At 63.0% G+C, this 20,514-nt stretch carries 20 protein-coding genes and 1 tRNA gene; 6 read left to right on the top strand and 15 right to left on the bottom strand.

Annotation, left to right across the window (positions count from 1 at the left end; all coding sequences use genetic code 11):
* Positions 1-23: 23 nt before the first annotated feature.
* A tRNA-Thr gene (locus EPJ54_RS00750) sits at positions 24-95 on the bottom strand.
* A 366-nt stretch (positions 96-461) separates the two neighbouring features.
* Between EPJ54_RS00750 and EPJ54_RS00745 the strand changes: the two genes are divergently transcribed.
* Positions 462-1,496 carry an alpha/beta hydrolase family protein gene (locus tag EPJ54_RS00745; protein ID WP_135209766.1) on the top strand — a complete coding sequence of 345 codons (1,035 nt, stop codon included), beginning with the start codon at positions 462-464 and terminating at the stop codon, positions 1,494-1,496.
* 4 nt (positions 1,497-1,500) lie between these two features.
* Here EPJ54_RS00745 and EPJ54_RS00740 read toward each other — a convergent pair whose 3' ends face one another.
* Positions 1,501-1,965 carry a DUF305 domain-containing protein gene (locus EPJ54_RS00740; protein WP_239590805.1) on the bottom strand — a complete coding sequence of 155 codons (465 nt, stop codon included), beginning with the start codon at positions 1,963-1,965 and terminating at the stop codon, positions 1,501-1,503.
* 500 nt (positions 1,966-2,465) lie between these two features.
* Here EPJ54_RS00740 and EPJ54_RS00735 point away from each other — a divergent pair, with 500 nt between their 5' ends.
* The 3 genes from EPJ54_RS00735 to EPJ54_RS00725 are packed head-to-tail and all read left to right on the top strand — an operon-like array spanning position 2,466 to position 4,727.
* Entirely contained in the window at positions 2,466-3,623 is a 1,158-nt protein-coding gene (locus EPJ54_RS00735; RefSeq protein ID WP_135209765.1) for a hypothetical protein, read from the top strand.
* Between the two features lie 35 nt (positions 3,624-3,658).
* The gene (locus EPJ54_RS20335) at positions 3,659-4,069 is read left to right on the top strand and encodes a four-helix bundle copper-binding protein (RefSeq protein WP_135209764.1); all 411 of its coding nucleotides are present in this window, start codon (positions 3,659-3,661) and stop codon (positions 4,067-4,069) included.
* Between the two features lie 40 nt (positions 4,070-4,109).
* On the top strand, positions 4,110-4,727 hold the full coding sequence (locus EPJ54_RS00725; RefSeq protein ID WP_135209763.1) for a DUF305 domain-containing protein: 618 nt from the start codon (positions 4,110-4,112) through the stop codon (positions 4,725-4,727).
* A gap of 837 nt (positions 4,728-5,564) precedes the next feature.
* Here EPJ54_RS00725 and EPJ54_RS00720 read toward each other — a convergent pair.
* The 11 genes from EPJ54_RS00720 to EPJ54_RS19665 form a co-directional block, all read right to left on the bottom strand.
* A complete protein-coding gene (locus tag EPJ54_RS00720; protein ID WP_135209762.1) occupies positions 5,565-5,822 on the bottom strand; it encodes a copper-binding protein in 258 nt (85 codons plus the stop codon).
* A 306-nt stretch (positions 5,823-6,128) separates the two neighbouring features.
* Entirely contained in the window at positions 6,129-6,416 is a 288-nt protein-coding gene (locus tag EPJ54_RS00715) for a hypothetical protein (protein WP_135209761.1), read from the bottom strand.
* A gap of 225 nt (positions 6,417-6,641) precedes the next feature.
* Positions 6,642-7,394 carry a copper resistance protein B gene (locus EPJ54_RS00710; protein ID WP_135209760.1) on the bottom strand — a complete coding sequence of 251 codons (753 nt, stop codon included), beginning with the start codon at positions 7,392-7,394 and terminating at the stop codon, positions 6,642-6,644.
* Positions 7,395-7,410: 16 nt separating this feature from the next.
* Positions 7,411-7,899 carry a DUF411 domain-containing protein gene (locus tag EPJ54_RS00705; protein WP_239590690.1) on the bottom strand — a complete coding sequence of 163 codons (489 nt, stop codon included), beginning with the start codon at positions 7,897-7,899 and terminating at the stop codon, positions 7,411-7,413.
* Positions 7,900-7,963: 64 nt separating this feature from the next.
* Positions 7,964-8,332, bottom strand: a complete 369-nt coding sequence (locus tag EPJ54_RS00700; protein ID WP_135209759.1) for a copper-binding protein — start codon at positions 8,330-8,332, stop codon at positions 7,964-7,966.
* Positions 8,329-11,514: an efflux RND transporter permease subunit gene (locus EPJ54_RS00695; RefSeq protein ID WP_135209758.1), complete on the bottom strand. Its 3,186-nt coding sequence runs from the start codon at positions 11,512-11,514 to the stop codon at positions 8,329-8,331. Before EPJ54_RS00695 ends, EPJ54_RS00700 begins: the two co-directional genes overlap by 4 nt.
* Positions 11,511-12,989: an efflux RND transporter periplasmic adaptor subunit gene (locus EPJ54_RS00690; protein WP_135209757.1), complete on the bottom strand. Its 1,479-nt coding sequence runs from the start codon at positions 12,987-12,989 to the stop codon at positions 11,511-11,513. The genes EPJ54_RS00695 and EPJ54_RS00690 overlap by 4 nt, the downstream gene beginning before the upstream one ends.
* Complete coding sequence (locus EPJ54_RS00685; RefSeq protein ID WP_135209756.1) at positions 12,986-14,227, bottom strand: TolC family protein; 1,242 nt, start codon at positions 14,225-14,227, stop codon at positions 12,986-12,988. The genes EPJ54_RS00690 and EPJ54_RS00685 overlap by 4 nt, the downstream gene beginning before the upstream one ends.
* A gap of 69 nt (positions 14,228-14,296) precedes the next feature.
* A complete protein-coding gene (locus EPJ54_RS00680) occupies positions 14,297-14,692 on the bottom strand; it encodes a hypothetical protein (RefSeq protein ID WP_135209755.1) in 396 nt (131 codons plus the stop codon).
* A gap of 20 nt (positions 14,693-14,712) precedes the next feature.
* Positions 14,713-15,063, bottom strand: coding sequence for a copper-binding protein (locus EPJ54_RS00675; RefSeq protein ID WP_167755514.1), 351 nt, complete (start codon positions 15,061-15,063; stop codon positions 14,713-14,715).
* A gap of 38 nt (positions 15,064-15,101) precedes the next feature.
* The gene (locus EPJ54_RS19665) at positions 15,102-15,395 is read right to left on the bottom strand and encodes a hypothetical protein (RefSeq protein WP_167755513.1); all 294 of its coding nucleotides are present in this window, start codon (positions 15,393-15,395) and stop codon (positions 15,102-15,104) included.
* A gap of 55 nt (positions 15,396-15,450) precedes the next feature.
* Between EPJ54_RS19665 and EPJ54_RS00670 the strand changes: the two genes are divergently transcribed.
* Both EPJ54_RS00670 and EPJ54_RS00665 read left to right on the top strand, forming a co-directional pair.
* Positions 15,451-16,326, top strand: a complete 876-nt coding sequence (locus EPJ54_RS00670; protein ID WP_239590689.1) for a sigma-70 family RNA polymerase sigma factor — start codon at positions 15,451-15,453, stop codon at positions 16,324-16,326.
* Positions 16,323-16,958: an NrsF family protein gene (locus EPJ54_RS00665; RefSeq protein WP_135209752.1), complete on the top strand. Its 636-nt coding sequence runs from the start codon at positions 16,323-16,325 to the stop codon at positions 16,956-16,958. Before EPJ54_RS00670 ends, EPJ54_RS00665 begins: the two co-directional genes overlap by 4 nt.
* A 586-nt stretch (positions 16,959-17,544) precedes the next feature.
* On the opposite strand, the gene lnt is transcribed toward EPJ54_RS00665, so the two are convergent.
* Together lnt and EPJ54_RS00655 are read right to left on the bottom strand one after the other, a co-directional pair.
* Positions 17,545-19,125, bottom strand: a complete 1,581-nt coding sequence (gene lnt, locus EPJ54_RS00660) for an apolipoprotein N-acyltransferase (RefSeq protein ID WP_135209751.1) — start codon at positions 19,123-19,125, stop codon at positions 17,545-17,547.
* Entirely contained in the window at positions 19,122-20,498 is a 1,377-nt protein-coding gene (locus EPJ54_RS00655; protein ID WP_135209750.1) for a phenylacetate--CoA ligase family protein, read from the bottom strand. The genes lnt and EPJ54_RS00655 overlap by 4 nt, the downstream gene beginning before the upstream one ends.
* Positions 20,499-20,514: the final 16 nt, after the last annotated feature.

The following is a 20,514-nucleotide window of genomic DNA, read 5'->3' as shown; positions in this document are numbered from 1 at the left end:
GCAGCGACACTCAATGGGGTGGAGGCCGCCCAGGTGATTCGAACACCCGACCTTCGCATTACAGCTGCGCTGCTCTACCACTGAGCTAGGGCGGCCCCATCGAACTGAACATGCATTGCGTCGCACACGGCCACAAGCATGGCCGTCCGACATTCCGAGTTTGAATCTTGTCCCAAGATTCTTCGCCGTCGCGCTGCGGGATTTCAAAGATCGATGCGTATAATTTTATAGACGATTGTCGCGACGAAGTCGTGCGGCTCGTAACGCGCGCGACTCTTTGAACGGATTGGGCGCACGTGATGCGATACGCCTTATTGGGCGCTGCTCTCGCCGCGACCGCATTGTTATTACTGCTGGCTTGGCTCTTTACCCTGGGCCCGTACCGCAGTGTGCGACTAGATCGGCCTGTCTTGAGCAGCAACGCACCTTCAGCGCTTGCGCGAGGACACGGCGAACCTGTCTTGACCGCCGAAGCGTGGCGGCAGCGGCGCGTCGAAATTCTGGGCGCGTTGCAGTCAGAAGTGTATGGACCAATGCCAGCGGACGCGCCCGCGATGGTTGTGCAACGGCGCATGATTTCAGCGGTTGACGCCGGCGGCATTGAAGGCGTCGAGCAGATCGAGATCGAGGTTGCAGGACGCGCACGTTTCAATCTCGTTTTGGTGTTGCCGCGGCGCGAGACGCCGGCGCCCGTCATTGTCATGCAAAACTTCTGCGGCAACCAAGCTGCGTTCCCAGGCCGCCCTGCAGCGATTGACGCACCACTTCTCTACTACCCATTCCCCTGCCGGTACGGCGTGTTCGACCCCTTCCATCGGGCCGTGTTCGGGGAGTGGATGCTAGGGCCGCCGTTTCGAAGCCTTGCTGAGCGGGGCTATGCGGTCGCGATGTTTTATGGCGGCGATGTCGTGCCGGATCACCCGCCGGACGCCCAGCCTGCGCTCTCCTCACTTGACGCGGAAGGTGCGATCGCCGCCTGGGCCTGGGTGCATGCCCGTGTGATAGATGTTTTGGAAGCCGACCAGCGCTTGGACCAAGACCGCATAATTGCGTGGGGACAATCGCGTTTCGGCAAAGTGGCTTTGCTTGCGGGCGCTACCGACCCAAGGATTGACGCGGTTCTGGCGTTTCAATCCGGCCGCGGCGGCGATGCGCTCACATCGCATCGCAGCGGCGAGAGCGTGAGCGCGATCACGCGCGGCTACCCGCATTGGTTTTCTCGCCGCTTCAGCGCGTATGCCACGTCGCCACCGCCTGTAGATCAACACGACCTCCTAGCGCTCATCGCACCTCGCCCGCTTCTTCTGGCTCATACAAGAAGAGATAGCTGGGCTGATCCCGGCGGCGCCTATCGAGCAGCCGCGGGCGCGCGCCCGGTGTTCGATCTTTTGGGCGCGTCAGCGCCGCGCTTTGTGGTCCGCGACGGCGTCCATGGCATAACCGACGAGGACTGGCGGGTGACCTTTGCCTTCTTGGACGAACACTTGCTCCGGTAGATCGTTAGTCGCGGCGATCTAGCATCTGCTTCATAGTTTCGATCTCTTGGCGCTGACTGGAAACGATGCCCGCGCACAATTGACGGATTTCTTCGTCGGTGATCGACGCCTGCTGACACATGAGAATAGCGCCCGAATGGTGGGGAATCATCGAGCGCAAGAACTCGTCATCCCCAATCGCGGCCTGATCTCTTATCGCCCAAAAAGCGCCAAGCAAAACGAGAGCGCTGCCCCCTAGAACGAGCATGTTGGTTCGCTTGTTCGGATACATCGAAGACATCAGGACGATTTCAATCGCAACCATTGGCGCGGCCATCAAAGCGGCCATGTAGGCCTGGTTGAGATTGGGATAAACGCTCGAGAAGCGGTCAACCATTGCGTACATCAAGATGTACATAGCGATGAAGGAAAGACCCGCCATCCACGCCAAACGCGGATAAGGGTTGTGCTTGTCATGTTGCATAGTCATGGCCACTCTTTCTTCAACTAACTCATGTTAATCCGCGCGTGACAGCCTATCGCGAAACAGCGCACTGTGCGCGACCGTTCCCGAAACATCGCTATTTGGGCATTCATGCGTGATCGGCGAATGCGCTGCGTATAAGAAAGATGTGCGTAAGGTCGCTCGTTCAAAAAGCCCGATTTAAAAAGGCTTTTGGCGACATTGTGCGGAACGAGATGCGTTTATCCCCGTTGATCAAAGTTCGAGGGGGAACCTCCAATGCGCATTCATCTCATATTCTCGGCCGCCGTTTTCATACTCTTCGCGCCCACGGCCGCCGCACAGCATCAAAGCCATACACCGGCGACTACGCAGTCAAGCGCACCTGCAGCGACCGCAGCAGAGGCCGAAGCTCCTCCTCCGCAACCGACTGAACCCCTGCCGCCGAGCGAAACGCCCGCCACTGATTCCGCAACAGAGCCGATGCTGACGCCAATGCCGAGCGAGATGTCGCAATGGATCATCAGATGAGCAGCATGCAAGGCGTACTCGGCCCCTATCCCATGTCGCGTGAAGCCTCAGGCACGTCTTGGCAGCCCGACACGAGCGAGCACATGGGTCAAATGTTTGAACGCGGCGAGTGGACGTTGATGGGCCATGTCATGCTGAACGGCGTCTATGATTGGCAGGACGGGCCACGCGGCGATGAGAAGGCATTCGTGTCGGGCATGCTGATGGGATCGGCGCGACGTGACGTCGGCGCTAACGGTCGGCTCAATCTACGCGTCATGCTTTCTCCCGATCCTTTCATGGGCCGCGATGGCTATCCTCTCCTGCTCGCGTCCGGAGAAACGGCTGATGGCGTTACGCCTCTTGTCGACCGCCAACACCCACATGAATTGTTTATGGAGCTCTCGGGCTCCTATTCCTATCGTCTATCGGCTCGCGAGAGCGCATTCGTCTATCTGGGCTATCCAGGCGAACCAGCGTTCGGCCCGCCCGCGTTCATGCATCGGTTGTCGGCCCTCGATAGCCCCGAAGCCCCGATCACCCATCATTGGTTCGATTCCACCCACATTACGTTCGGCGTGCTGACAGCGGGTTATACGCGTGGCGATTGGCGCATTGAGGCGTCCCAATTCACGGGTCGTGAACCTGACGAGGACCGCTACGACTTCGATGAACCGCAATTCGACTCGACATCGGTGCGCCTCAGCTGGAATCCAACTGAACGGCTAGCGTTGCAAGCGTCTTGGGCGGATCTCGAAAGCCCCGAACAACTAGAGCCCGAGATCGACGAAACCCGTTGGTCGTTAAGCGCCATCTATACCATGCCGCTCGGAGAAGAGAGCTGGTGGTCCACAACGGTCGCTTACGGCGCGAAGGACCCGACGGACGAGAACGCTCTGACAGGTCTCGCGATCGAGACCGCGTATCGACCCAATCGCGATTGGACTTTTTTCGGACGCGCAGAACAAGTGGAATCGCATGATCTCGCACCCGGGGAAGTCTATACCGTCGCCAAGGCTTCCCTCGGCGCGCTTCGCGATTTTCGGATCCGCGACAATGTCACCGTCGGTGTCGGCGCGCTCTACAGCCACAACTTCGTTCCGGATGAATTGGAGCCTTCCTATGACGGCGACCAGGACGGCGCCATGGCCTTCGTGAGGCTTCGGATCGGCTAGCAACATGTGGGGGGCCAACACCAGGAGAACTTTTTATGCATGCCCAGCAGATGATTTCATCCCACCCGCAGGTCAGCGGACCGAGCAACGACGCACTCATACGCTGTATTGAAGAATGTTTTGATTGCGCCCAATCGTGTACGGCTTGCGCCGACGCGTGCCTCGGCGAAGACATGGTGCTGCAATTGCGCCAGTGCATCCGCCTCAATCTCGACTGCGCCGACATTTGCGAGGCGACCGGGCGATTTGCCTCGCGGCGAACCGGAACCAACGAGAGCGTCCTTATAGCGGCGCTAAATGCGTGCGAAGAGGCATGCGCGCGCTGTGCCGACGAGTGCGAGCGCCACGCAAAGCATATGGAGCATTGCGCGATCTGCGCTGAATCATGCCGGCGCTGCGAGGCTGCGTGCAAGAGCGCCGCTGGTTCGATCACCGCGCAGCACTGAGACGCGTCGCCCCATAGTTTAAGTCACAGGAGCATCCAAAATGCGAATCTTTTCAACTACAGCGGCGTTCGCCATCATGGCGAGCTTGCTTGCGGGCTGCGGCGGCCAGGACACCGGGCAGTCGATGGCGGAAGGCGAAAATCAGCAAGCCAGCCAACAGAGCGCAAGCGACATCTACATGCCTGCCGAGACCGCAATGAACGAGCGCATGGCCGCCGCGGAGGGCGCGAGCGCCGCCGACACCTGGATGCTCAAGATGATTGAGCATCACCGCGGCGCCATCTCCCTCAGCGAACTCTTATTGTCTCAACCCAATGTGGAGCCAGCCGTAGCCGAGCGGGCCCGTATGACCGCTGCAGATCAACAGCGCGACGTGGCTGAGCTTCAGAGCATGCTCCAAGGCGTGCAAGGTACGGGTAGTCCCGATGCCTACATGGCGGCCGAGCAGCAAATGAGTCGGCAAATGATGGCAGCCAGGGGGGCGAATGTCTCTGAAACCTGGTTGCGTAAAATGATTGAACATCACCGCGGCGCGGTCGCGATGGCCAACATCGCGGTGACCTCGGCCGGCAATGAAATGGTCATCGCCATGGCGCGCCAGACGATAGAAAAGCAGACTCGTGAGATCGCGGAGCTTCAGCGACTCTTGCCCAGTTGACACCCTAGCGGTGCAGACAATGCAAGAGCCGCTGTTTCTATCCGCTTTCCAATTAGGTGGCCGGCGCAGCAACGCCGGTCCCCACTGGCATTAATCAATCGTCGCAAGCACGCCCACTTAAGGCTTGCGCTGCAGCATCGCAGCGCGTGCGAAGCGTCTCGTCTTCTGGCGCCGGACGCAGCGCCTCGCGAAGTTCGCGACAGCGCTGCGCCAACTGATTCTGACCACCGACTTGGCGGTATCGATGTCCAGCTTGACAGGGGTCGCGGGCGACCGCGGCGACCTGGGTGCGCGATGTAAAGCTGGAATGGTTTGGTTTGTGATGGGCAAACGCTGGCGATGCGACCAGCGCAAAGGCCCCGGCTAGAAGAAGCATACGCATATTGATCCTCTTGAATGTGTGTGATTGACGTGTGTGCGCTCCAAAGCGACGCCGCTGGGCGCCTTGCTTCCATTGGCCAACTTTATTTGCGGGGCACTGGAGGGTCTCGCGATCGATGAAAGCTATGGAGCGGTTCCGAGGGCGACGGTTCAACCCGTGAACGCGGCGCCGAGCCAAAAGCGCGCGCTGTGCCTAATGGCGCAGCGGTTACGCTGCATGTGACGGTGCAGCACACGGAGCACATCTGTGCGCGCTCCCGACAAACCTCGCCGGCCATACCGTCCATCGACGCGCAAGGAGAACTCATATCTGCGCCAAAGGCGAGCGGTGGTCGCGGTGTCATCGTCGCGACGAATACAAAGCTCAACAGCAGGAGCGCGAAAATCCGCATCAGGGTTCGTCCACCCTCTACTGTTGATGCGCGGCGTCCTGTTTTTCCCCGCACGCTTGACGGGCTAGTCTTTGGTGACCACCACCACCACGGTGTTTTCCGCAGCACTCTTCAGTTCAAACCGGACGTGATCACCAACGGCGACGCCCCGCAGGATAGCTGGGTTTTCGGCGGTGAATTGCATCGTCATCGCAGGCCAGCTGATCGCTTCGATGGCGCCGTGATTGATCGTGATGGTGCCGGCCGCCGCGTCGACCTGCGTCACTGTGCCGGCGCCGGTGACCGCCCCTGCCGCCGCTGGCGCTGACGCTTCCATGTTCATTCCCGCATCCGCCTTAGCCGGTTCTCGCTATGCTGGCGGCGAGCATGCAGCAGCGAGCAAGGCGATCGGAACAATAAGAGCCGTTCATCGTCAACTTCCCCTCTGGGTGATCTGGTCTGTGTTGGAGTGAACACTCCGCGCTTGCCGTGGGCCGGACTATGAGCATGCAATCTTGCGCTCACTCCTTCAAATCTTGGGCCTGCATCGTTCGGACTTTTCCTTCAGCCCAACAAAGCTCGATAGAGGCAGTTCCACCCGCGGCCTTGACCAATCGCGCGGCCGAACCCTCGTCGCGTCGGCGGCGCGTTAACAGCGCCGGCCCGTCAACGCGCCAGAAAGACGGTCGCAGCGTTCGCGCAGCGCAGCGTCGTTGGGCGAGGCGCGCACTTGCTCGACAAGACGGCGGCAGCGATGCGCCATCGCCTGCAGCGCCGCGTTTTCGTGCGGGCTATTGCTGACGCCGCCGCAGGGATGGGGCGCCGCACGGGTGGCGACCGGACGCTCCCCGAAAAAGTCCCCGTGGTTGGGCTTGTGGTGCGCCCAAGCGGGCTGAGCCAGAAGCGCCATCGGGATCGCGAGAAGAAGAATACGCATCGTCCAAACTCCAACTGGTCAAGCAGCCGAGGCGACGCCTTTTGGCCGACCTGACGTTCCTAGAGATGACTTCGCGACCTCGCGTTCGAACGATACATGGTGAAGGCGGATTCCTCGCGATCGAGAGGGGAGCATCATCTCCACGCGTCGCTCGAACAGGCGCCTCTTGCACCTGCGAATTCGAGCGGCGCGAAACAGCTGACGTGCGACGCTGGATATCGCGCCTCAAAACCAGCTGCTTACGCCTATTACTAGGCGAGTGTCCTCTGCGCGTTCGCCAGCGGCGCGTGCGAAATCGGCAGTGTCGCCGAACCTTCGCCGATAACCGACGCCGATATAGGGCGCCGCGCGATCCGTGAGTTCATATCGCAGACGAAGCTCCGCGTTGATGTCGGAGAGACCCGAGCCGATGCGCCGCTCCGGATCATCCTCGGAATAGAAGTTGAGCTTGATTTCGGGCTGCAGCGTGAGCCTTTCGGCGAGCAGGCGATCATAGGACGCACGCAGCGCCAGCGCGGCGCGACCCTCCTCGCCCACGTAAGCCGTGGCCCAACCTTTGAAGAGATGAGGAACGTGGCCCTCGACGCCGAACGCGGCCCATGTGCGCCCCGGCAGAGTATCGAGGTCGTAGCGCAGGCCCGCCTGAATGTCGAAGAAGGCGCTGATCGGATGATCGTAAAGCACGTCGAGACGGCCGTTGCGCACGTCGCCCTCGCTGTCGATCCGCCCTTCGCTTCGGAGCCACAGTCTGTGCTTGAAGCTTCCCGCCCAGACCTCACCCTCCCAGCGAAACTCCTCGTCCTGCCCAAAGCCGAACTCAAACTGATCGAGCGCGCCGTTCGCATAGATCCCACTATCGCTTGTCTCGGTCGGCGCTTCTGCTTCGACCGGCGCTTCCGGTTCAGGCGGCGCCTGTGCTGCGGCGGACGCGCTCATGGTCCAGATCGCGCCGGCCAGCACGGCGTGTTCGATCTTCATGACAATACCGGCCCTTTCAGCCGTGAGTGGCGAAAGCACGCCGCGCGCCGTTGCGCTCGAATGCAAAAACGACAAAGCGATCGCGGGCACCGTCGGGCGTCTCCATCCCCGGCGAACCGCGCGGCATGCCCGGAACCGCCAGACCACGAACATTGGCCGGCCGTTCGCGTAGAAGCCGTAACACGTCCCCGACGGGCACGTGGCCTTCGATCACATAGCCTTCGACCACGCCTGTATGACAGGAGGTTAAATCGTCCGGCACGCCGAGACGACGCTTCAGCGCCGCCATGTCGGGCTCGTCGGTCAAGCTCGTGCGGAACGAGCCCGATCTCCGCATCGCTTCAGCCCAAGCATGACAGCAGCCGCAACCCGCGTCGCGGCTCACGCGCAGATCATAGACTGGCGCCTGCTGCTGAGCATGGCCTGAAACGCCGAAGAGCATCGCTGAGCCAACGCCAGCCGAGCCAAGCAGCCACAGCCGCCGGTTCCATGTGAGCTTGTTCACTTGAGCAATCTCCTCCGGTTCGAGCAACGCCGCCGCCTGCACCGCGCAGACGGCGGCCGACCGGTCACTGCTGCTGGACCATGGTGACGACGCCCGTTTCCGTTGCGCTCTTGACCTCGAACATCACATTATCTCCGACGGCTATGCCCTGCAGGATCGCTGGATCCTCCGCCTGGAATTGCATGGTCATCGCCGGCCAGCTGATCGCCGGAATGGCTTCGTGATTGAAGGTGATCGTGCCCGCGGCAGCATCGACCTGGGTCACCACGCCGGTGGAGCGTATCGGGCCGCTCGCTTGCGCCGGCGCCGGCATCTCGCTCATCTTCTCTTCCGCAGCGGGCGCTTGGCCCGTTGAAGAACTTGGCGGCGAACAGGCAGCTACGGCCAAGGCCAGCGATGCCGCAGCAACCACCGCAAAGATTTTTCCCTTCATGTTGTTTCTCCTGCTTCCCTTCCGATCCGTGTTTGAGAAGGTGCGAGCGCTTCGCGCTCGGCCGCGCGGCGGCGGATCAGGTAATACGCCGCGGGAATGACGAAGAGTGACAAGAGCGGCGCCGAGAACATGCCGCCAACCATGGGCGCCGCTATCCGACGCATGACCTCAGCACCTGCGCCGCCGGTCCAGAGTATAGGCAAGAGGCCGGCAAGGATGACAGCGACCGTCATGGCTTTGGGCCGGAGGCGCAGCAGCGCGCCCTCGCGCACGGCCTCAGCGATGACAGCCGGCGTAAGTGCAACGCCACGTTCTTCGCGTTCATGGATCGCGTTCTTGAGATAAATGAGCATGACGACGCCGAACTCTGCCGCCAAACCCGCAAGCGCAATGAACCCGACCGCGACTGCGACGGAGAAGTCGTAACCCAGCAGGTAAACGAGCCAGATGCCGCCGGTCAGCGCGAACGGCACGCTCGCCATCACAATCGCTGCTTCGTCGAACCGGCGGAAGATGAAGTAGAGCAGCACGAAGATGATGGCGATCGTAGCTGGTCCGACGATCATGAGCCGAGATGCGGCGCGCTCCAGGTACTCGAACTGTCCCGAATAGGCGACGCTGACGCCAGCGGGCAGCCGCACATCGTGGCCGATCACACGTTGTAGATCACTCACGACCGAAGCGAGGTCGCGGCCACGGACATCGACATAGACGTAAGCCGAGAGCCTGCCATTTTCGCTGCGGATCATCGAAGGACCGTCGGCGATGGTGATGTGTGCGACTTCACCGAGTGTGAGACGCAAGCCGCCCTCGGTAACGATCGGCAGCGCGATTAGCCGCTCGAGAGAGTCGCGCACCTCCCTTGGGTAGCGCAGATTGATTGGATAGCGGGCGCGGCCGTCGACAACCTCGCCGATATTCTCCCCGCCGATCGCGCCGGACACGACGTCTTGCACGTCAGCGATGTTGAGGCCGTAGCGCGAGGCGGCAAAGCGGTCGATTTGCACATCGACATAGCGACCGCCGGAAATGCGCTCGGAAATCGCCGACGACACCCCCGGCACATTGCGGGCCGCAGCCTCGATGGCGCGCGCGGCTGTGTCGATCGAGGCGAGGTCTGGCCCGCTCACCTTGATGCCAATCGGGCTTTTCACGCCCGTCGCCAGCATGTCGATGCGATTGCGGATCGGCGGCACCCAGACATTGGTGAGCCCAGGCACGCGGACGGTGCGATCGAGTTCGTCGATGATGCCTTCGGGCGTCATGCCTGGGCGCCACTCCGATCTTGGCCGCAGCCGGATCGTCGTCTCGAACATTTCCAGCGGAGCGGGATCGGTCGCTGTTTCTGCGCGCCCTGCTTTGCCGAACACGCTTTCGACTTCAGGCACAGTGCGGATAAGCCGATCGGTGACTTGCAATAGGTCGGACGCCTCCGCCGCCGACAATCCGGGAAGCGCGGTCGGCATGTAGAGTAGATCGCCCTCGTCCATCATCGGCATGAACTCGCCGCCGAGACGCGAGAGCGGCCAGGCCGTGGTCGCCAAGGCGAGAGCAGCGATCAGAAGGATGAGCTTCGGGCTTGCGAGCGTGAAGTCGATCGCCGGTTGATAAAGCGAGGCCAAGAAGCGATTGAGCGGATTGGCGTCCTCGTGTGGGATCTTGCCTCTGATCCAAAAACCCATCAGCACCGGAATGAGCGTCACTGCGAGCGCGGCTGACGCCGCCATCGCATAGGTCTTGGTGAAGGCGAGCGGCGCGAACAAGCGCCCTTCCTGCGCCTGCAACGTGAACACCGGCACGAACGACAGCGTGATAATCAAGAGGCTGAAGAAAAGCGCCGGGCCCACTTCGATCGAGGCCTCGGTGATAGCGCGCCAATGATCAGCGCCTTGCGGCATCTCGCCATTGTGTTCCTCGCGCCAGCGTTCGAGCCGCTTGTGCGCGTTCTCGATCATGACGATGGCGGCGTCGACCATCGCGCCCACGGCGATAGCGATACCCGAGAGCGACATGATGTTGGCGTCGACGCCTTGCGCTCGCATGATTAGGAATGCGGTAGCGACGCCGAGCGGGAGCGTGATGATCGCCACCAGCGCGGACCGCAGGTGAAACAGGAAGAGAGCGCACACGAGCGCCACAACGATGAACTCTTCGATGAGCTTGCTGGTGAGATTTTCGATCGAGCGGTCGATCAGCTGAGAGCGGTCATAAGTAGTGACGATTTCGACACCCGCCGGCAGGCTCGCCCTTAGCTCCTCGATCCTCCGATGCACGCCTTCAATCACTTCGCGCGCATTGGCGCCCGCACGGATCACAACAACGCCGCCGGCGACTTCGCCTTCGCCGTTCAATTCAGCAATGCCGCGGCGCATCTCTGGGCCGATTTGCACCCAAGCCACATCGCTCAAACGAACCGGAACACCGCCCGCGCCCATGCCCAGTGGGATGCTGTTGAAATCCTCCAGCGTTCGCAGATAGCCCGACGCGCGGACCACGTGCTCGGCCTCCCCCATCTCGACAACGGCGCCGCCGCCTTCTTGGTTGGCGTTGCGCACGGCCTCGGCGATCTGGGTCTGCGTGACGCCGTAAGCGGCCATGCGTTCGGGATCGAGTACGATTTGGTATTGGCGCACCATGCCGCCGATCGAGGCGACCTCGGCGACGCCTGGCACTGTCTTCAGTTCGAAACGCAGCAGCCAATCTTGCAGGCTGCGCAATTGTCCGAGGTCGTGACGGCCGCTGCGATCGATCAGGGCGTATTGATAGACCCAGCCGACGCCGGTGGCGTCCGGGCCGAGCGAAGAGCGCGCGGTCGGCGGCAAACGGCCTTGCACTTGATTGAGATATTCGAGCACGCGCGAGCGCGCCCAATAGAGATCAGTCCCATCCGCGAAGATGATGTAGACAAACGAGTCCCCGAAGAAGGAGTAGCCGCGTACGGTCCGCGCACCAGGAACCGACAGCATCGTCGTCGTCAGCGGATAGGTGACCTGGTTCTCGACGATCTGCGGCGCCTGTCCAGGATAGGACGTGCGGATAACGACTTGAACATCGGAGAGATCAGGCAGCGCGTCGACAGGTGTCGAACGCACCGCTAGAGCGCCGGCGATTGCGAGGACCAATGTCGCCAGCACAACAATGAAGCGGTTGGCGACGGACCACCGGATGAGCGCGGCGATCATTGCGGCGCCCCGGTCTTGCTGATCTCGTCAACGACGTAGGCCTCGCCGCTTTGCCGGAAGCGGAACGCCACCTGGTCACCCACGCGAAGGTCTCTCGCAAGTTCGGGTCGCGCCAAGGTGAACTGCATCGACATGGCCGGCCAACCGAGGCTAGCGACTGCGCCGTGCGCGATCGTAACGCTCGTGTTCGTGAGGGCCGTGACGCGCCCCGATGCGGTGTGGAACGAAGCCGGTTGCTCATCTCCTCTTTCGCTTGACGCTTGGAGGCGTTCCAAGACGCCCGACAGGTTCGCCTCGGAGTCGATCAAGAACTGGCCAGAGGCAACGACGCGCTGTCCTTCGTTGAGGCCGGTGCGTATTTCGACCACGTCGCCGCTCTGGCGTCCGAGCGCGACTTCTGTCGGCGCATAGCCGCCTTCATTGGCGACGATCACCATCGTGCGCGTTCCCGTCCGAATGACTGCTTCCATCGGCACGACAAGCACCGGGCGGGCGTTTGCAGCTTCGATCTCAACGTCCGCCGTCATGCCGGGCCGCAACCGCCCGTCACGATTTGCGAGCGCGATGCGCACCTCGATGGTGCGCGTCGCCGGGTTTGCGGCCGGGAGCACATTCTCAATGCGCCCGGAAAAAGTTTCGCCGGGATAAGCGGCCAGCCTAGCCGTCGCACGCCCCCCTGGTTGCGCTGCGGCCGCATCGCCTTGCGGCACGGAGACAACGAGCCAAACCGGTGACAATCCGCTGATGGTGGCGAGCGGCGCGCCCTGCATGACGGTCATGCCCTGGCGCACATCGAGCGAGGTAACCGCTCCGGTGATTGGTGCGGTCACCGTAAAGACCGGGCGAGGCGCGCCCTCTCGCTCAACGCGCTCGATCAGCGAGGCTGGCATGCCGAGCATGGCGAGACGCCTGCGCGCAGCTTGCGCGATATCGCCGCCCATGCCTCTAACCGCGAGATACTCCGCCTGCGCAGCGGTCCATTCCGGCACGCGGATGTCGACGATGGGCGCGCCGGTGCGCACGACGTCACCGACGGCGCGTGCATGCGCGCGTTCGACGAAGCCGCTCGCGCGCGCTTGCACGATGGCGACGTTGCGCTCGTTGAAGGAGATGACGCCGGCAGCCGTGACGGATCGCGCGAGCGAGGCGCGCTCGACGGTGGCGAGGCGCACGCCGAGATTTTGCGCCACGCCAGGATCAATGCGCACGCCAGCCTCCGAGGACGCTTCATCCGCGTAGCGTGGAATAAGCTCCATGTTCATGGACGATCTGCCCGGCCCCGGATAGCGTTCGTTGGGGATCATCGGATCGTACCAATAGAGAATAGGACGCCCCGATTCTGCGCTCGAAGCGGCTCCGCCGTCGCGCTGGGTTCCAGCCCAATAGCCGCCGCCTGCGGCGACGAGAGCAACGATAACGACGCCGGCCGCAACAAGCGCGATGCGTGGGACGCGGGGTTTGGCCTCTTCGCTCATGGCTGGGCTCCAGAATATTGCCCCGAATATTGCAACGTGAGCGCGGCCCCCAAGGCCGCTACGCGCTCCTCAAGATCGATAACGTCCATCTCGGCTTCGAGAGCCTGACCGCGCGCCAAGATGAGCGTGGCGATCGTCGAGGTTCCGGCGCCATAGGCGGCGACGGCCGCTTCGGCGCGCTGGCGTGCGCGCGGCAGGCGCGTGCCGCGAGCGCGCGCGAGGTTGGCGGCAGCGGCCTCGTACTCGGCCAAGCCCGCCTCGAGCATGGCCAGATGTTCGCGCTCGACCGCGGCGCGTTCGGCGCCGACGCGTCGCACCTCGGCGCGGCGCGCATCGATGACCGGTCCCTGCCGCCAGGGCTGGAGCAGCGGCAGGCCAACACGCAATTCGACCGAGGCCATGTCTTCGAGTTCGGGGGAGCGGCGCCCATAGGAGACTTCCCAGGACCAATCCGGCCAACGCTCTGCGCGTGCACGGCGAAGGTCCGCTTCGGCGCCGGCGCGCTCTGCGCCGAACGCCGCAAGCGCGGGATGATGGCGAATATGCTCGCGCAAAAAAACCGGATCGATCGCAAATGCGGGCGCTGTTTCCGCGATGGGCTCGTCCGCCGCGGCGCCGATCCAGCGCCTCAGTCCCGCGCGAGCCGACACCACCGCAGATCGCGCTTCCTCCTCGCGGTCTTCGACGCGCGCGGCCTCAACTTCGGCGGCCAGCGCATCGTCGACGCCGGCAGCACCTGCGGCCAGGCGAGCGCGTGCAGCTTCCGCTGAAGCGCCGGCCTCCGTCGTCAAGCGGGCGAGCACCGCCAGGCGGCGCTCTGCGTAGTAGAGTTTGATCCAAGCATCCGCCGCGCCGAGCCGTGCTTCCAGCCGCGCAATGTCGAGGCCAGCATTGGCACGTTCTATGTTGGCGTCGGCGACAGCGCGCTGAGCGCCCCTTTCGGCGCCGCTCGGCATCTCCTGCATGATGCCGACGCGGCTCATCGTCATCTCGTCGCGATTGAGACGCAACCGATCGGGACCGGTGATGGGGACGTTGTCGTAGGCGAGTACGAGTTCTGGATCGGGCAATCTGCCGGCCGCACGCCGCTCGCGCCGCGCTGCTTCAACGCGGGCCTCACCCGCCTCAATGGTCGGGCCCTCGACGCTCGCCTGGGCGACCGCATCGGAGAAGCTCAGGTCTTGTCCGTACGCCGGCGATAAGCCGATCGCGCAGATGAAAAGCCATGCCTTGCGCATGTCTGACTCCAAGGAAAATGGGACAGGCCCACGCGCGCGCGCTATCCGCGCGAGCACGTTAATCCGGTGTCAGGTGGTTCGCGGTGGTCGGAAGAGTTGTTGGAGCGGGCCGCTTGGCGCAGCTGGCTCGCTGATGATCGGCTCTGAAACCGAGATCACAGCAATCGGCAGGCGAACCGGCGCAACGAAAGGCCCAGCGACTGGACCAGCGCGACAAGCCATGCCCATCAGGCAGCCGTCCATATCGTGCTGATCTTGGTCCGGCTTGGACGGCTGTTGGTTCTCGGGGCAGCAATCATGCACCGCCGCACCCGCCGCCGATTGCATGGGGCAGTCCTGCGCAGCCATCGCATTGGCCACGCCGCTCGCCGTCAAGGCGAACGCAACAAGGATGGTGATCCAGACCCGACGCATGGGATTAAGATAGTGCAGATTGGTCGACAAGACGTCAACGCGAGCACCCATGGTGACCTTCGCCGCCGACATCATTGCTTAACAATCTGATCGATCACTTGACCGGAGCCACTCTCCTGGAATCGGACGTGATCGCCAGCGCGCAGGCCCTCCAGCAACGCCGGTGATTGCGCCTGGAACGTCATGTTCATCGCCGGCCAATTCATTGACGCGATCGGCTCGTGGCGGAGCGTGATCTCGTTGCCGCCGACCGCCGTGACAACGCCGGCGCCTTCGTGCGCTGCGCAAGGCGCTGCGCTCATGCGGTGCTGCCCCGCGCTCCCTGCTGCAATGGAATGGCTGGTGTTGTGATGGGCGAAGGCCGGTAGCGGAGCGACGGCGACCGCGGCGATGGTGGCGAAGATGGTCATGCTCTTGCGCATCAAATGTCTCTGTTGCTCGAAGGGTTCGAACCAGCCGTTCAGCGCGGGGCGGAGCGGTCGTCGCTTTGGCCGTTGTTGTCTGCGCCGGCGCTGCGGTTCATCCCCCGCATGCACATGAACATCAAGATCGCGCATGGAAGTGAGAGGATGAGCGGCGTCAGTGCGCCAAGCGAGAGCCATTGCCGATCGACGGCGACGCCTAGTGCGATCGCACCAACGGCGACACCCGCGACGATCCAGAGCCTATTCGGCCGTTTGCCCGAACGGCCGGACTGCTCGCCATGACAGGAGGACGCCTGCGCCGAGTTACGATCTGAAGCATCAACGCTCATCTCTCTCTCCGAACACCCAGCGGGGCTTGCTACCAAGGGGTTCGGAACGAGGACGGTGAACGATACGGCGAGCAGGCGATTCATCATTGAGGCGTCCCGGGCGCGGCGCCAGGTCGCGCCTTCATCTCGCGAGCTAAGCAATGGCGCAGACATCCGGGAATTTCTCATTCCCGGCCCGTATCGATTTGCGCCGCGCTTTCGAAGCCATTGGGGAATGGCCGCCATTTCAACTCTGACCTGGGCCGCGTTCCCCGCCCCCTACCCTGGATGGACGCCGGCGGGTAGCGACGGGCTGAGACGGCGATCAGCGCGTGCGATAAGAATTGCGTCCGGCGAAGGTCACAGCGACCGCCTAGCCCGCGCGAGAGGGGGAACAAGTCGCGTGAGCGCCTACGAAACCAAACTGCACGATCTGATGGCGAGAGGCCTTGATGGCGACAACGGCGCCTACCGGCAATTCCTCGACAGCCTAACGGGGCTCTTCCGCGCCTTTTTTCGCCGCAAGCTCGCGATCCACGATCCTGCTCAGGCAGAGGATCTGGTGCAAGAAACCCTGCTTGCAATCCATCTTCACCGCGAGAGCTACGATCGGAGACGCCCGATCACAGCGTGGGTTTACGCAATCGCGCGCTATAAGCTGGTCGATCATCTGCGCCGGACGCCGGCGTCGCGGGAATTCATACCGGTCGACAATGTCGCCGACCTCTTCTCGGAGGAGGCTGCCGACGCCGCCGACCCAGCGCGCGACATCGACGCCTTGCTGAAGCATCTGCCGGTGAAGCAAAGCACAGCCATACGCCTCGTCAAACTTGAGGATTGCACCGCCAAGGAAGCGGCCCAGCGCATGGGCGTTTCGGAGGCCGACGTCAAAATCAGCATCCATCGTGGCCTCAGAAAGTTGATGGCCCTCGTCAAGGAAGAAGCCTCATGAAGACCGATCAATTGGTCGAAGCGCTCGCGCGCGACGCGGGGCCCGCCCGGCGCGGCGTCGTCGAACGACGCGTCGTGTTCGCCGCAGGCGCCGGCCTCCTTCTCTCCCTCGTCTTGATGACCGTCATGTTCGGCGTGCGCGCCGATTTCGACAGCGCGTTGGTCGCGGTTCTTCTGAAAGTCGGATTTGGACTTGCAGCCGCGGCCGCCGCCGCGCCGCTCCTCTTGGAACTCGCGCGGCCCAATACGCGCGCGCGCCATGCGGCGCTCCCTGCGATCTTGTTTGCAGCAGCTAGCGTGGCGATCGCGTTCACCGCGTTTCTGGTCACCCCCGCGGAGGCGCGCATGAGTTCATGGCTTGGCGGGGGTGTTCCCGAATGCCTCTATCGTATTCCGCTGCTCGCGATCCCCATCGCCGCCGCCCTTTTCGTGGCCGTGCGCGGCCTCGGCGCTACGCGCCTGACATTGGCCGGCGCAACGATAGGCGCTTTGTCAGGAAGTCTCGCCGCCATAGCATACGCAAACTGCTGTCCAATGGATTCCGCGCTCTACGTTGCGAGCTGGTACATCGCCGCGATCCTGTTCTGCGCTGCGGTGGGAGCGCTCGTGATCGGCCGCGCCCTCAAATGGTGACGCCGCGCGCGTATCTCCTCGGGCTTCGACACCGAAGCCAATGGTAAGGGGGCTTCATTGCCTCGCCCACGAGGAGAACCATCATGCGCGTTTACGCCATCGCCCTGGCGGTTATGCTGACGGCCCAACCTGCTTGGGCGCACCACAAACCGAACCATCCGGGTTTTCCGCGGACCCCTTCTGCGGTCCAGATCGCGAGATATCCGTGCGGCGTGAGCCACGCTCCGCGGCAGAACCCTGGCATCCGGGCGCTCGTCAATCACTGCCGGCGATTGCTTGCTCAGTATCGCGCTTCGCCAACGACATCGAGTTGCGCGATCGCTGCAATCGCGCGGCCATGGCGCGTACAGGCACGCCGTGCGAGCCGCCTGCGCGCTCGCGCCCGAATTGGGAGGCGCGACCTCGAGTAAAGCCTCCGCCGGACCCTAGGTTTTCCTCCCGCGGAAACATCGGCAAACATACCAGTGCGCGAGCGCTCGCCGTCGCCGCCCTTCAAACTAGGGTGCGCCAGAGCAGGCACATGAACTCCACAATACTGGTCCAACGCTCTTTAATTCGTCAACGCGGCGCACCTGGTTGCAGCGAATTAACCACATGCGTGCCGGTGAGGCCTTGGAAGAGCAAGTCTCAGCAGCGCAAGCACTAGAGCGACCAACGCGCTCGCCGCCAGCCCAAAACGCGCATAGACCGTGACGGGGAGCGGTGCGGGAAGCCGTGCTTCAGCGTAACCCGCGCCCCGATTTGCATCGATCACGCGTCCCTGCGGGTCCACAATCGCTGAAACGCCGCCCGATGCGGCTCTTGCTATTGGCAATCCGCTTTCGATCGCACGGTAGCGCGCAATGGCGAAGTGTTGCGATGGGCCGACCCCGTTGCCAAACCAAGCGTCGTTGGTCACCGAGATGATCCAGCCCGGCCGATCATCGCCAGCGGGCGCGAGGCCCGGAAAGATCGCCTCATAGCAGATGAGGATGGTCGCGGCCGGCGCATTCGCGAGCATTATCCGCCGCGGCGCTCGCGCGCCCGGCTCGAAGCCCGCCCCGATCCGCTGCAGCGGCGCAATGTTGAAACCGCTGACCAGCCGCCAGAACGGGATGTATTCGCCGAACGGCACGAGCCGATGCTTGTCATAGATGTCCACGATTTCCGCCGCGCCGCTGGCGCCATTGATGACGACAGCAGAATTGTAATGGACGAAGCGCTCTCCCCGCGGCTCCCTGCGCGTCAGCCCCAGCACAAGCGCGCGCTCTCCCATGGCGGCGGCGAGCGCATCCAGGAGCGCTTCGTTTTCGAGCGCGTATGAATTCACCGACGGGATGGCGCCTTCCGGCCAGATGACGATGTCGGCCTCGTTCGCCGAGCCGCTGGCTTCAAGGTAACGCTGCACCACGCGCCATTCCTGGTCAGGCCGTTCGGCCCACTTGTCAGCTTGGCTCATACCGGAATCGGCGACGCGCACGACGGGCAGGTCCAGAGCACGAGGCGTTGGCTCGGCGAGACGCCGCCAGCCCCATGCCCACGAGGGAGCAAACACCAGCGCGACGGCGAGGACGGGAGCGAGGCGCCGTAACGGCTTTATCCCGGCATCAAAGAGGACAGCCGGCGAGGCCGCCAGCAGCAACGTGAGCGCCGACAGTCCATAGACGCCCACGAGAGAGGCGAGCTGTGACATCGGTTCGCCGGGCGGCCAAACATAACCGGGCAACAGCCACGGAAATCCTGTGAAGGCATTTCCGCGCAGCCATTCCGACAACGCGACAGCCGCCGCAAAGATCGGCACGCGGCGCATGTCGCTGGTCCACAGCATCATCGCCAGCGCAGAGCCCAAGCCCCAAAAGCACGCAAGCAGCGCGGCTAGAAGCAGGATAGCGGCGCCGCCGAAAAGCGGTCCCCATACGCCGAAATCATAGAGAAACGCCGAAGAGATCCAATGAAGGCCGGTGGCGAAGTGCCCGATGGCGAAACACCAGCCTAGGGCGAACGCCGCCGCGATGCGCTTCGGGCGAAGGGCTGCCCGATCGAGCAGCCGAACGAGAATAACGATGGCGATCACATAAAGGGCCACGACATGGAACGGCGCATGCCCCAGAGTCGCTATGGCGCCGGCCATCGCCGCGGCGCCACGCTCAAGCCAAACCTTTGGAAGATTCTCCCGTTCGGCGTTCACCCCGCCTCCCGCGCGAGTGGAATGATCTGGCGATATTTTCCCCCCGCCGATTGTTCGGGCGCTTCTTCGCCGCGTTCGACGCGCACGTGCGCGAGGCCATGCTGGGCAAGCACGTTGGCGATTTGGCCGCGCACGGCGCGCCAAACGAAATCCGGATTCTCATCGGCAATCGTCGAAAGCCTGATGCGCAATTCGGCTGGGCCAGTTTGCACAATCTGAAAGCGCTCAACGCCCGGGGTCCGATCAACGATTGTGCCGAAGAGGAGCGGCGGCAGCGCCACGCGCTCGCCGCGCTCGTTGGCGAGATTGAGCACCTCGGCGGATCGCCCTTTGACTTGGATGGCCGGCAGCGGATTCCCGCAAGGACACGGATCAGGGCGCATGATGATGCTGTCGCCAAGATCGTAACGGAGGATCGGCTGCACGCGATTGGCGAGATTGCTGACAAGGACTGTGTGTGAGTGAACGCCCGGCGCCACCAGCCGGTGCTCAGCGTCGACAGGTTCAAACGCAACCCAGTCGGCATTCACATGCAGCCAATGATGCTCGCAGCTATAGCTCAGGAATGTCACTTCGGTAGCTGCGTAGCTGTTGCCGACTTTGCACTTGAACGTTTCTGCGATCCGATCGTATTCGCGCTGGGGCAACCCTTCCGCCGAGAGCGCGAGCAGCGCCGGTTTGATGCGTAGTCGGCCGGCCTGCTGCTCATCGGCGAGCAACGCGGCGATACTGGCGTAAGGCGCAACCAAAAGCGGGCGGTGCTGATTGAGGCGCTCGACCAGTTCCGCCATCGGCATGTGCACCGAGATGACCTGCACGGCCTTGGCCGCGCGCCCCTTTCGCAAGCGCGCCGCGGCGACGGCGGAAGCGAAGTGCCCGCCGGTCGCCATCACCATCGAGGTGCGCCCGCCGCCGCCGACGAGCTTCATGACGTCGCCAAAGCCAAGCCACGAACTCAGCATGCGGTAGGCTATAGCCTGGGTGACCGCCATGGTGCTATCATCGAGGAGGAAGACGCCGCGTGTTCCGGTGGTGCCGGACGTTGTCGCCAACGTGTAGCGACCGAGGAATTTTTCCCCGATCGCATCTTCGCGCTCAGCGAAGGCGCGCGCCTTCTCGAATGTCGCCTCGGGATCGGTCACCCAGTCATCGAACCGCGCCATCAGCGCCTTCTTGTTGGTGATCGGCAAACGAAAGGGGTCGTCGATGCCGTCGGGAAGATCTTTGTAGAGTTCGCGATAGTAGCGCGAATGTGCGCGTGCATGTGCGACCGCGTCGCGAAGGTGCATCCGCTGGCGTGCAGCGATGGCTTCCGGGCCTTGCTTCATCGCATTACGTGCGTCCAAGAGCAGGGACAGTGTGTTCTCGCTCACATGTCTTCTCCTGGCT

Source organism: Vitreimonas flagellata, assembly GCF_004634425.1.
GTDB lineage: Bacteria > Pseudomonadota > Alphaproteobacteria > Caulobacterales > Aquidulcibacteraceae > Vitreimonas > Vitreimonas flagellata.
Note: the sequence above shows the minus strand (reverse complement) of the source record. Positions and strands in the feature narration are given on the sequence as shown.

Coding starts and splice junctions, on each gene's coding strand:
- EPJ54_RS00715 (WP_135209761.1), bottom strand. CDS start 6,416: ATGCGTATTCTTCTTCTCGCGATCCCGATGGCGCTTCTGGCTCAGCCC.
- EPJ54_RS00720 (WP_135209762.1), bottom strand. CDS start 5,822: ATGAACATGGAAGCGTCAGCGCCAGCGGCGGCAGGGGCGGTCACCGGC.
- EPJ54_RS00700 (WP_135209759.1), bottom strand. CDS start 8,332: ATGAAGGGAAAAATCTTTGCGGTGGTTGCTGCGGCATCGCTGGCCTTG.
- EPJ54_RS00740 (WP_239590805.1), bottom strand. CDS start 1,965: ATGACTATGCAACATGACAAGCACAACCCTTATCCGCGTTTGGCGTGG.
- EPJ54_RS00690 (WP_135209757.1), bottom strand. CDS start 12,989: ATGAGCGAAGAGGCCAAACCCCGCGTCCCACGCATCGCGCTTGTTGCG.
- EPJ54_RS00685 (WP_135209756.1), bottom strand. CDS start 14,227: ATGCGCAAGGCATGGCTTTTCATCTGCGCGATCGGCTTATCGCCGGCG.
- EPJ54_RS00695 (WP_135209758.1), bottom strand. CDS start 11,514: ATGATCGCCGCGCTCATCCGGTGGTCCGTCGCCAACCGCTTCATTGTT.
- EPJ54_RS00675 (WP_167755514.1), bottom strand. CDS start 15,063: ATGCGCAAGAGCATGACCATCTTCGCCACCATCGCCGCGGTCGCCGTC.
- EPJ54_RS19665 (WP_167755513.1), bottom strand. CDS start 15,395: ATGAGCGTTGATGCTTCAGATCGTAACTCGGCGCAGGCGTCCTCCTGT.
- EPJ54_RS00735 (WP_135209765.1), top strand. CDS start 2,466: ATGAGCAGCATGCAAGGCGTACTCGGCCCCTATCCCATGTCGCGTGAA.
- EPJ54_RS20335 (WP_135209764.1), top strand. CDS start 3,659: ATGCATGCCCAGCAGATGATTTCATCCCACCCGCAGGTCAGCGGACCG.
- EPJ54_RS00665 (WP_135209752.1), top strand. CDS start 16,323: ATGAAGACCGATCAATTGGTCGAAGCGCTCGCGCGCGACGCGGGGCCC.
- EPJ54_RS00680 (WP_135209755.1), bottom strand. CDS start 14,692: ATGGGTGCTCGCGTTGACGTCTTGTCGACCAATCTGCACTATCTTAAT.
- EPJ54_RS00725 (WP_135209763.1), top strand. CDS start 4,110: ATGCGAATCTTTTCAACTACAGCGGCGTTCGCCATCATGGCGAGCTTG.
- EPJ54_RS00710 (WP_135209760.1), bottom strand. CDS start 7,394: ATGAAGATCGAACACGCCGTGCTGGCCGGCGCGATCTGGACCATGAGC.